The sequence below is a fragment of the Blautia glucerasea genome (assembly GCF_013304385.1).
Taxonomy (GTDB): domain Bacteria; phylum Bacillota; class Clostridia; order Lachnospirales; family Lachnospiraceae; genus Blautia_A; species Blautia_A ammoniilytica.
This window is the reverse complement of record NZ_JAAITU010000045.1, coordinates 19,369-29,804: the sequence shown is the minus strand read 5'-3', so window position 1 is coordinate 29,804 and position 10,436 is coordinate 19,369. Positions and strand designations below refer to the sequence as shown.

At 46.1% G+C, this 10,436-nt stretch carries 11 protein-coding genes; 5 read left to right on the top strand and 6 right to left on the bottom strand.

Annotated elements, in window-relative coordinates; all coding sequences use genetic code 11:
• The 5 genes from G5B11_RS15135 to G5B11_RS15115 all read right to left on the bottom strand — a co-directional run.
• A partial coding sequence (locus G5B11_RS15135; protein WP_330603151.1) for an IS91 family transposase occupies positions 1-1,027 on the bottom strand: 1,027 nt, incomplete at its 3' end.
• A 2-nt stretch (positions 1,028-1,029) separates the two neighbouring features.
• The gene (locus G5B11_RS15130; protein WP_173728931.1) at positions 1,030-1,872 is read right to left on the bottom strand and encodes a tyrosine-type recombinase/integrase; all 843 of its coding nucleotides are present in this window, start codon (positions 1,870-1,872) and stop codon (positions 1,030-1,032) included.
• Positions 1,873-2,599: 727 nt separating this feature from the next.
• Positions 2,600-3,343, bottom strand: a complete 744-nt coding sequence (locus tag G5B11_RS15125; protein WP_055194845.1) for a DUF6882 domain-containing protein — start codon at positions 3,341-3,343, stop codon at positions 2,600-2,602.
• Positions 3,344-3,370: 27 nt separating this feature from the next.
• A complete protein-coding gene (locus G5B11_RS15120; protein WP_173728930.1) occupies positions 3,371-4,171 on the bottom strand; it encodes a helix-turn-helix domain-containing protein in 801 nt (266 codons plus the stop codon).
• Between the two features lie 37 nt (positions 4,172-4,208).
• Positions 4,209-4,538, bottom strand: coding sequence for a hypothetical protein (locus G5B11_RS15115; protein WP_055194841.1), 330 nt, complete (start codon positions 4,536-4,538; stop codon positions 4,209-4,211).
• A 416-nt stretch (positions 4,539-4,954) separates the two neighbouring features.
• On the opposite strand from G5B11_RS15115, the gene G5B11_RS18955 reads away from it, so the two are divergent.
• From G5B11_RS18955 to G5B11_RS15090, 5 genes are all read left to right on the top strand, one after another.
• Positions 4,955-5,368: a cysteine-rich VLP domain-containing protein gene (locus G5B11_RS18955; RefSeq protein ID WP_202188987.1), complete on the top strand. Its 414-nt coding sequence runs from the start codon at positions 4,955-4,957 to the stop codon at positions 5,366-5,368.
• A 111-nt stretch (positions 5,369-5,479) separates the two neighbouring features.
• Positions 5,480-5,875, top strand: a complete 396-nt coding sequence (locus G5B11_RS15105) for a replication initiator protein A (protein WP_173728928.1) — start codon at positions 5,480-5,482, stop codon at positions 5,873-5,875.
• A 185-nt stretch (positions 5,876-6,060) separates the two neighbouring features.
• Positions 6,061-7,002: a MobV family relaxase gene (gene mobV / locus G5B11_RS15100; protein ID WP_173728927.1), complete on the top strand. Its 942-nt coding sequence runs from the start codon at positions 6,061-6,063 to the stop codon at positions 7,000-7,002.
• 70 nt (positions 7,003-7,072) lie between these two features.
• Positions 7,073-7,264 carry a hypothetical protein gene (locus G5B11_RS15095; RefSeq protein ID WP_117581631.1) on the top strand — a complete coding sequence of 64 codons (192 nt, stop codon included), beginning with the start codon at positions 7,073-7,075 and terminating at the stop codon, positions 7,262-7,264.
• 94 nt (positions 7,265-7,358) lie between these two features.
• Positions 7,359-8,870 (top strand): recombinase family protein, encoded by a 1,512-nt coding sequence (locus G5B11_RS15090; protein WP_173728926.1) that lies wholly within the window; start codon positions 7,359-7,361, stop codon positions 8,868-8,870.
• Between the two features lie 60 nt (positions 8,871-8,930).
• On the opposite strand, the gene G5B11_RS15085 is transcribed toward G5B11_RS15090, so the two are convergent.
• Entirely contained in the window at positions 8,931-10,322 is a 1,392-nt protein-coding gene (locus G5B11_RS15085) for a hypothetical protein (RefSeq protein ID WP_173728925.1), read from the bottom strand.
• Positions 10,323-10,436: the final 114 nt, after the last annotated feature.

The following is a 10,436-nucleotide window of genomic DNA, read 5'->3' as shown; positions in this document are numbered from 1 at the left end:
TGTATTTCTTGCATCCAAGCAGGTTTCTGCAGAGAGTTATCTTTTTTCTCTTGTTTCTACATGATAGCAGACCATAGTGCCGGATTCTGACAAATCGTTTGGGTGGAACATGCATCATGAATCGACGGATGAATTCTTCTCCTGAAATTGTTTTCTCTTTCCAGCAGCCTTCGTTTTTATAGTCTTTTACTGCATATGTAACTGTCGTATCTGTCATGGATGTGATTCGCTGATTACTGATTGCTATCCTGTGGGTATATTTTCCAAGATAATTGATAACCGACTGTGCACCATTGAAAGTTTCTTTACAGTAAGTGACCCAGTTCTTTTCATAACACTTATCAATAAGTTCTTTAAAACGATAGCTGTTCTGATATTTCTCTGCTGTACCATGAAATTTAAGCTTAGAATCATTCCACAGGCTTTTTAACTCATCCAGATATTTTCCACGGAACACTTTTGAGATGACACCATATGGGAGAAAAAAATTTCCACCTGTTTCTTTCCATTTATTTTCATCATCAAGCCCACCTCCAAGAACAATGGTATGAATATGAGGATGATAATTCATTGCAGAGCCCCAGGTATGAAGAATGCAGATATACCCTATATCAGCTCCCAGGTACTTTGCATCTTTTGACAATTCATTCAATGTGGCTGAAGCAGCATGATACAGTGCATCATATAACAGCTTCTGGTTGCTGTAAATAATGGAATTCAATTCCTCAGGAACTGTGAATACTACATGATAATAGGGTGCATCCAATACGTTCTCTTTTTGTGCATCAATCCATTTCTCTTTCGGAAACTCCTGGCACATGGGACAGCATCTGCTTCTGCAGGAGTTGTTGTGAACACTGATACATCCGCAGTCCTCACAAACACTGATGTTTACACCAAAAACTCCTGTTTTACAGTTTCTGATGTGATAAGCCGTTTTTCTGTGATGAGCAGGAGGGTTACTCCTCTTTTCATAGGAAGGATAGAACCGTTCAAATACATCCTGTATCGTACATGATTTATCCATAATCATTCACCACCCATCTCATCAAATGGGCTTTTAATACCAAGCAGAGTTTTATTGCTTACATGCAGATAAATCTCTGTTGATTTTGGATCACGATGTCCCAAAAGAGCCTGAATATATTTTATATCGCAGCCTGACTCAAACAGATGACTTGCAAAACTATGACGCAAACAATGTGTGGAGACGTGTTTTTGAATGCCTGCTCTTTCGGCGCTTTCACGAAAAAACTGAATGACACTATCTTTTGTAAGATAATCCCCTGTCCATGAACTTGGGAACAGAATCCCTCTTGGCCTGCCACATTGAAACCAGTATTCTGTCAATATTTCAAGCGTCCGGTCTGCAAGCAAAGTATAACGGTCAGATCGGCTTTTTCCATCGCGGATGTGTATGGTTTTGTTCTTGCGTGAAATATCATCATAATGAAGGTGTGTGACTTCTGAAACACGAAGTCCACCTGAATACATAGTAGCGATCATAGCTTTATGCTTCAGATTTGGTGTAGCATCAAGAATAGCTGATATTTCTGCTTTTGTAAGCACCGCTGGTAACTTTCTGTCCCTTTTCATACGAGGTATGTCATCATCATCCCAATTCATCTTCAATACTTTTTTGTAAAAGAAGCGGATTCCTGAATGGTAGTGATTGTATGTTTCTGGTGAAATCCCGGAAAGTTTCTTTTCAGTTAGGAATGTATCAACATCGTCAGTTGTTAATGCATCTATATCCTTGGCTGTGTGGTTCAAAAAATGAGCAACACTGGTACAATATGCATGAATCGTGGAATCCTTGAGATTCCGTTTATTCGCAGCAGATCTAATCTGATTAAAAATTTCTTCGTACATAATAAAATCCTCCATGTAAAGTAAATCGTAAATGTATAAACACTGCTTACATGGAGGAGCATTAGCATAATAAAACTGCTTGCCAGAAAGGCAGCTCAATGGTATTCTTATCATAGGCAGTGGGGATGTCGATCCTGTTTGATTGTTGGTTGTGGTGACTTAACAATACTACTTGTAGGACTTGGTTTCCACTGCTTTTTAGGTCAGTTTACAAGGAACTACACGCAGACCACGAAACGGGGGCTGCTGACAACAAATAAAGGCTGAGTATCAAGCACCGGGAAAGTGCGGGATATTCAGCCTGTTTTGTTGTCAGGGGTTTCCAAAGGGGCTTGCCCCTTGGCACACGACTTTGCTTGCAAAGTGTAGTGTGTTATACGCTCTGTCGGCGTTGCTGCGAAAATGCGGTTGCCACCGGAGAGGGCAAGGGCATTTGAAGCAGCAGAAAAACAGGACTGTGATTGCGTGGCGTGGAGCCGCAAGCGCAAGGTTGGATTCATCAGCAGACAGGACGTATATGAAAACTCCCGTCCTTCGTCCCATGCCGGACTTCGGGACAAAATGTCCCGAACTTGTGGACATACTCCCGCAAAAATTGAAATGGGCGGGAAGCCATTTTAGGGCTTTCCCGCCTTGATTGCCCATCAGCAAAGACGGGCAGGACTGTCAACGGCGGCACATAAAATGTGCCGTTCATCTTGACCGTTGACTGGCTCGGCTGGCTTTGCTATTTTCCAGATAAAATGGTATTCATAGCGCAAATACGCCAAAAATTATTTACTTGTTCAAACTCAATTTTCAAATCTTGCTGAAAATGAGCGAGTAATGTTTGATTGTCCCATTCATATTGCGTATTGTTCCACGAGAGAAATCCCTCCACAAAAATTTTGTGATCAATATGAAATTGTAGAATACATTGCGTCGTTATAGATACGAATTTTTGAACATCGATGGAGGCAAACACACTATCAGGAACACCTGAAAATGCAACAAAAATTGCTCCACCAGAATGTGGACCTCTGTAATAACAATACTTATCAACTAAGCCGCAAGTTACGATAGACAGGTTATGCCCGTTGAATGTATCGTCCAATGTAAATTCTGCTGTCGTTAGTGGCTCTAAATTCCAGCGTTCCCCCACTACTTTTGCGTGTGTGGCTACCTGAATAATTTTCTCGGAAAATCCATTGATATTTTCCCATCCCCACAGCCATGTGTTACTTGATGTTGCCTCGCTTCCGATGAATTGAAGCGGATACTTTTGATTTCCAAAAAGTATTACGCCCTCTGAAAAATCAACATTCCAGTCCTGCCCCTTTACCACCTGCTCACTACAAGCAGTCTGTATTGCTATCATTTTACCTAAGCAAGCTGAAAACACTTGAAACCAATTTCCTGTATCAATATTGAGATGCTCAATCCAAATATTTTTTCTGTTATCCTGTTTTCTGTCTTTGCCCCAAAATCTCATCTGTATTTCCTCCGTAATACATTTCTTTTATTTCCTCCCTCGCTGTGGGGTTGGATTTTTCAGCAAGTCCGACTTCTGTGCAATCTTTTTCAGCCACTTCTTTTCTTCTTCGGACAGCTTCTTCAAATTCAATTTGAGCCGCTTACAGATAAACGCCAAAGCTGCTTGCTCCGGATCGCTGTCTGGGCTGGCGGTTTCCTCGGCGGTCTGCAAAAAATCTTCCAGAGGATTGTCCTCCGGGACGCTGAAAAAATCGTCCTTATGCGCTTCCCGCAGGTCAAGAGCTATCTTGTTTATGTCCTGCTGTATCACATAGCGGCAAAAGCTGTCATCATCAATATGGGCGGCGATAAGCTGTCTTAACTGCGGGTCAGACAAGCCGGGATTGTGCTGCTTCATAATGGTTGTGCTCACAGCGTCTACAATGGCGTTTGCACTCTGCACCTGTTTGCCAGCGATACCGTTTACATAGATTTCAAGGTCAGCCATGAGCCGGGGGAAATCCGGGTGTGCCGCCAGCTCACACAAGAGGGAATTATCCACCCGCCCACTTTTCAATAGTTCAATCATATCATCGCTCAAACGCAGGTCTGCAAGATCGGCGTTTGGGTGAATTCTTGTTTGGGACAGTCCCAGCAGATAATCGGCGGTCACGCCGTAAAACTTCGCCAGCTTGATAATGGCATAGTGGCTGATGTCCTTGAAGTCCTTTGCTTCATAACTGCCCAACGCAGACTTGGAGAGATTTACCTGTTCTTCAAGCTGCTCCAGCGTCAGCCCACGCTCCACCCGCAGGTCTTTCAATCGTTCTTGTATGTATAGTTCCATGCGCTCCCTCCCCTTGTCTGCTCGATAAATAGGAATTTCAAAAGTTCAAAGAAATCTGAAATCCAAAGTCTTTTTCACATTGAAAATTTTTCCCAATTTGCCTTACAAAATAATCTTCATCTTCTGGGAATACCACTTTTGTTATAGACCTTAATAAAGTCAATTTATCAACAGACTCTTTCAGTACAATTTCATATGTACTCCATCCATCTGTTACAGGCGAAGATATGTCATCAATCATATCTGAAAACAATTCATATCCGTTTATACATTGGTTCTTTGCTAATTGGCTAGCCCTAAATGAACATAACATTTTTTCAAGCATACTGTATTGTCTGCCGTTCAAACTTACCTGATATGTTTTCATGTAGCGTTTCTCCTCCCACTTTCGGTTTGTCCCCCTGTATTTAATTATTTTACCACAATTCCGAGAGCGTGGAAATAGCCTGTTTTTTAGACCGATTTCCCACCTTTCGGATATACGGCACAGGCGGTCAAAAAAGTGTAGACTTGAGATAGTTCATCGATGAACAGCACATTGAAAACAGAATGACCGTCCGAAAAGGAATACCCCGGCAGGGGAAGCACCGCATTTGCGTACCAACGGAGAAACACGCCGCCATTGTCGGGGTCCCCGCAAAGCCGCATGGCTTTGTGGGGAGAGGAGGAGCAGCGGAGCGAGTGAGTTTTGCCGCTTGCGGTGAAACGAACGATACGCAGCTTGCGACGACGAGGCAGGAAGCCTTTTCGGGGAGAACGGCTAAGGAAAAATGGAGGGAACACATGAGAGAGAACCCATATAAACGACTGCCGCCCATAGAGCGCAAGCCGGACGGTTCCCTTTACCGCATGACACCGACACAGAGGAAACAGGCAAACGCCCTGATCCGCCGGGAGTGCTGCAACTATGAGGACGGGAACTGTATGCTCCTGGACGATGGGGACGCCCACACCTGCCCCCAGGCCATTTCTTTCTCGGTCTGCTGCAAGTGGTTCCGCTGGTCTGTCTTACCACAAGCGGGTACGCTGGAAGCAGAGATTTTCCGGGGAAAGGACTTGAAATGCTGTGAGGTCTGCGGCGGCGTGTTCGTCCCAAAATCCAACCGGGCAAAATACTGCCCGGACTGCGCCGCCAGAGTTCACAGGCGGCAGAAAGCGGAAAGTGAACGGAAAAGGAGGTCGAGCGTGGACAATTAGGCAGGAAAAAAGCCTTGATTTATAAGGCTTCCAGAGGGCAGAACCGGGGCAGGTCATATAAAATATCGTCTGCCCCCGGAAATGCCGTTCTAACTGTCCACAAAGCACACTATGACAAACACGATTTATATTCATCAGCCGGAGAAATCGGTCAGCTTCACCCGGCTCCCGAATTTTCTCTTTGAAGCCCCTACATTTACGCCCCTGTCCAACGAAGCGAAGATACTGTATGCCTTTATCCTGCGCCGAACAGACCTATCCCGGAAAAATGGCTGGGCGGACGAATACGGGCGGATTTACCTCTACTATCCCATCAACGAGGTGGTGGAGCTGCTCCACTGTGGGCGACAGAAAGCGGTCAATACCCTGCGGGAGCTGCAATATGCCGGATTGGTAGAGATTCAGAAGCAGGGCTGTGGAAAACCCAACCGCATTTACCCAAAATCCTACGAAGCGGTTCCAAACACCGACTTCAAGAAATCCGGTTATGGAACGCGGTCGGACTGAAAACCGCACTCCACAAGTACGATAATCAATCCTCTTGAAGTACGAAAACCGGACGGTATATAGAAATACAGAGATTAAAACGATTTTATTTATATCTTATCCATTCCTATCCGATCCGAGATATTTTCTGCGGGATTTTCCTGTGGAAAAGTCCCGGAAAGGAATGGAATGGGGAAAGGAGTTTCATGGCACAACACGCAATTTTGCGATTTGAAAAACACAAGGGCAATCCGGCAAGACCGCTGGAAGCCCACCATGAGCGGCAAAAGGAACAGTACGCCAGCAATCCCGACATTGACACCAGCCGGAGCAAATACAACTTCCATATCGTTAAGCCAGAGGGCAGGTACTACCACTTCATTAAAAGCCGCATTGAACAAGCTGGCTGCCGTACCCGTAAGGACAGTACCCGGTTTGTGGATACGCTGATTACCGCCAGCCCGGAGTTTTTCAAGAAGAAGTCCCCAAAGGAAATACAGGAATTTTTCCAGAGGGCGGCTGATTTCTTAATCGAGCGGGTAGGGAAAGAAAATATCGTGTCGGCGGTGGTACACATGGACGAGAAAACGCCCCACCTGCATTTGGTCTTTGTCCCGCTGACAGAGGACAACCGCCTGTGTGCAAAGGAGATTATTGGGAACAGAGCCAACCTCACAAAATGGCAGGACGATTTTCACGCCTATATGGTGGAGAAATATCCAGACTTGGAGCGTGGGGAAAGTGCCAGCAAGACAGGCAGGAAGCATATCCCCACCCGTCTGTTCAAGCAGGCGGTCAATCTCTCCAAACAGGCAAGAGCCATTGAAGCTACGCTGGACGGTATTATCCCGTTCAATGCCGGAAAGAAGAAAGAGGAAGCCCTCTCCCTGCTGAAAAAGTGGTTTCCGCAGATGGAGAACTTCTCCGGGCAGCTCAAAAAATACAAGGTCACGATAAACGACCTTTTGGCAGAAAATGAACAGTTGGAAGCCAGAGCCAAAGCCAGCGAAAAGGGCAAGATGAAAGATACGATGGAACGGGCAAAGCTGGAAAGCGAGCTGCACGACATTCAGCGGCTGGTAGACCGTATCCCGCCGGAAGTGCTGGCAGAGCTGAAACGGCAGCAGCGGCACACAAGGGAACGGTGATTGATGACAGAAAACATTTCACGCCGCAGCATGGCGGCACTGCACTTTGAAAACTAAATACGGAGGTACTATGGAGCATATCAGATACAAGAAAGAAACCGAAGTCGTGACTTTTCAGGGAAAGGAAATCACACTGGAAAATCTCTCTCCGGTGTTCACGCCGGAGCAGGAAGCGGCAAAACGCCGGGAGCTGGAACAGCAGCTTTACGAGGTGTTCCGCAAGTATGCCGACAAACGGCAGAGAGAGGAAGCCGGGGCATAAGGTTTTCCGAAGCCATCGTTGATTTGCGGGGGTGCTGGCGGTATAATAAAACTGTCAGCAGCTCCGTTTCTTTTTTAAGAAAAGGAGCGACAATATGAACAATCGAATAGACGCAATCTATGCAAGACAATCGGTGGACAAAAAGGACAGCATTTCCATTGAAAGCCAGATTGAATTTTGCAAATATGAGTTGAAAGGCGGTAACTGCAAGGAATACACAGACAAGGGGTACAGCGGCAAGAACACAGACCGTCCGAAGTTTCAAGAACTGGTGCGGGACATCAAACGGGGCTTGATTGCAAAGGTCGTGGTTTACAAGCTCGACCGTATCAGCCGTTCCATTCTGGACTTTGCTAACATGATGGAGCTGTTCCAACAGTACAATGTGGAGTTTGTGTCCTCTACGGAGAAGTTTGATACCTCCACCCCGATGGGGCGGGCGATGCTGAATATCTGTATCGTGTTCGCCCAACTTGAGAGGGAAACCATACAGAAGCGGGTGACGGACGCTTACTACTCCCGCAGTCAGCGGGGCTTCAAGATGGGCGGGAAAGCCCCTTACGGCTTCCATACAGAGCCGATTAAGATGGACGGTATCAACACAAAGAAGCTGGTGGTAAACCCGGACGAAGCGGCAAATATCCGGCTGATGTTTGAGATGTACGCCCAGCCCACTACCTCCTACGGGGACATTACCCGGCACTTTGCCGAACAGGGGATTTTGTTCCATGGCAAAGAGCTGATACGCCCTACGCTGGCGCAGATGTTACGCAATCCCGTCTATGTGCAGGCAGACCTTGATGTGTACGAGTTTTTCAAAAGTCAAGGGGCAGTCCTGGTCAATGACGCTGCCGATTTTACGGGTATGAACGGCTGCTATCTGTATCAAGGGCGGGATGTGAAGCCCAGCAAAAAGAACGACTTGAAAGACCAAATGCTGGTACTGGCTCCCCATGAGGGCATTGTTCCCTCCGACATCTGGCTGACCTGCCGTAAGAAGCTGATGAACAACATGAAAATCCAGTCTGCCCGGAAAGCCACCCACACATGGCTGGCGGGAAAAATCAAGTGCGGGAACTGCGGGTATGCTCTTATGAGTATCTTCAATCCCTCCGGCAAGCAATACCTTCGCTGTACGAAACGGCTGGATAACAAGAGTTGTCCGGGGTGCGGGAAAATCATTACTTCGGAACTGGAAGCGGTTGTTTATCAGCAGATGGTAAAGAAACTGGCAAGCTACAAGACGCTGACAGGCAGAAAGAAAGCGGCAAAGGCAAACCCGAAAATTGCAGCACTGCAAGTGGAGCTTGCCCATGTGGACAGCGAGATTGAAAAGCTGGTGGACAGTCTGACGGGCGCAAACAATGTCCTGCTCTCCTATGTGAATGTGAAGATAGCAGAACTGGACGGACGCAAGCAGGAACTTCTGGCGAGGATAGCGGAGCTGACGGTGGAAGCCATCAGCCCGGAACAGGTCAGCCAGATTTCCGGCTACCTCGACACTTGGGAGAATGTATCCTTTGACGACAAGCGGCGGGTGGTGGATTTGATGATTACCACCATAGCCGCTACAAACGACAGCTTGAACATCACATGGAAAATCTGACGGGCGGAACCCCTCCCGTCAGATACCTACTCTGTGTAGTCCCTTGTAAACTGTACTTTATTAAAGTATAAAGAAAAACTGCGCCATAGCCTTGGCAGGCCATCGCGCAGCGATTTTGTTCAACTTGAATTGGTACTTGGTGTTTGGCTTTAATTTCTTGATCTGGAAAGGCCTGCCATTTTTTACTGTGGTTTTTAATACCCATTTCTTTCCGGATTTCATATAAACTTTTACCGGCTGGGAAGCAGAAGGATAAATGCTGTCTCCAATCTGACATTTGTTAAAGAGAATCTTATTATAATAGCTGGTTACATCACTGACCACAGGTGCAGCTGCTTTTCCGATGATGTCCACATTGTTGGAAAGAACACCAGCCTCTGTTTTTACTGAAAGCCGTGTATAACCATAAGTATAATGAGCCCAGGATGCAATACCGTAAGTGATGGTGAATGTTGCCTGATTCTGTCCTTCTACATTGCCGCTGATCAGGTAATCACTGCCAGGAATGTTGCCGTCTGCAAGAATACAGGACAGCTTGTCATCGCTGTTGGCGGGCACGGTGGTGGCAGTAATGGTAAAGGTCTTTGCCTTTTTCTTAATTCTGGAATCGAAGGAAGGGTTGGAAGAGGAGCAAGTGAGAGTCACACCTGTAGCCTGGATATATTCTCTTCCGCTAATGTTCAAAGTGAAGACTTCTGTTCTGGCCGGGGTGCTTTGTCTTCGTGTGTAGGCAAGCTTCAGCACATAATCTCCTGCATCCAGTATACCGGAGAAATGGTCAGCGGATGCATCGGATTCCAGTTTTGCCATATGGGAGGTGGAATTATCCTTGGAGTAAACCCATGCGGTCACCTGGTTTTTGTTATTACTGATCAGTTCCAGATTTACGTAACGCTTGGTTGCCAGGGAAAGAGAAAAATATCTGGCATTTTCGTCGGGATTAAGGCCATAATCCATTAACGCACCTGAAATGGAGCCTTCCACAGGGATTGGCTGCGCCTGGACAAAAGCTTTGCCGCCGATGTCAGAAATATTGGAACGGGTGGCTGTAAGCATACAGGAAGAGCCGGATGAATAGTCCGAACGGAAGATAAAAGTCATAGATATGGTTTCCCCTGGTTCTAGGATCACAAAGCCGGAGGAAGTATTAGTAACTGAATTTTCGATCCATTCAAATTGTTTTAATTTTGGAGGGGTGACTACTTTTGTGCGGGCAACGGATCGCTGGATATCCAGACGCATGGGAATAGTGGTCTGGTTACGAATGGTGGTGACTGATTCTTTGCCCCTGTAGTCTTCCCCAAAGGCAATCCGGTAAGTGTCTGGTCCGGTAATGATAAATGAATGATTATAATCCTGGGCCTTAACCGGAACGGAGATGATGCAAAGCACCGCCAGTATGGCCATTACCAGCGAAAGAAGCTTTGTGGTTTGTCGGTTTGTCTTTTTCATATTCATACCTCCTGAAAAATGTTATTTTCTGTTCTGTGTATCATATGACAGGACAGAATCTCCTCTATATAATTATATAACTTCAGAGAAAAATAACATCACCTGAAAGGATGA

What these genes read in the sequence shown, in the direction of transcription:
- G5B11_RS15095 (WP_117581631.1), top strand. Translation starts at nt 7,073, where the DNA reads ATGGAGCATATCAGATACAAGAAAGAAACCGAAGTCGTGACTTTTCAG.
- G5B11_RS18955 (WP_202188987.1), top strand. Translation starts at nt 4,955, where the DNA reads ATGAGAGAGAACCCATATAAACGACTGCCGCCCATAGAGCGCAAGCCG.
- G5B11_RS15085 (WP_173728925.1), bottom strand. Translation starts at nt 10,322, where the DNA reads ATGAAAAAGACAAACCGACAAACCACAAAGCTTCTTTCGCTGGTAATG.
- G5B11_RS15130 (WP_173728931.1), bottom strand. Translation starts at nt 1,872, where the DNA reads ATGTACGAAGAAATTTTTAATCAGATTAGATCTGCTGCGAATAAACGG.
- mobV (WP_173728927.1), top strand. Translation starts at nt 6,061, where the DNA reads ATGGCACAACACGCAATTTTGCGATTTGAAAAACACAAGGGCAATCCG.
- G5B11_RS15105 (WP_173728928.1), top strand. Translation starts at nt 5,480, where the DNA reads ATGACAAACACGATTTATATTCATCAGCCGGAGAAATCGGTCAGCTTC.
- G5B11_RS15090 (WP_173728926.1), top strand. Translation starts at nt 7,359, where the DNA reads ATGAACAATCGAATAGACGCAATCTATGCAAGACAATCGGTGGACAAA.
- G5B11_RS15125 (WP_055194845.1), bottom strand. Translation starts at nt 3,343, where the DNA reads ATGAGATTTTGGGGCAAAGACAGAAAACAGGATAACAGAAAAAATATT.
- G5B11_RS15115 (WP_055194841.1), bottom strand. Translation starts at nt 4,538, where the DNA reads ATGAAAACATATCAGGTAAGTTTGAACGGCAGACAATACAGTATGCTT.
- G5B11_RS15120 (WP_173728930.1), bottom strand. Translation starts at nt 4,171, where the DNA reads ATGGAACTATACATACAAGAACGATTGAAAGACCTGCGGGTGGAGCGT.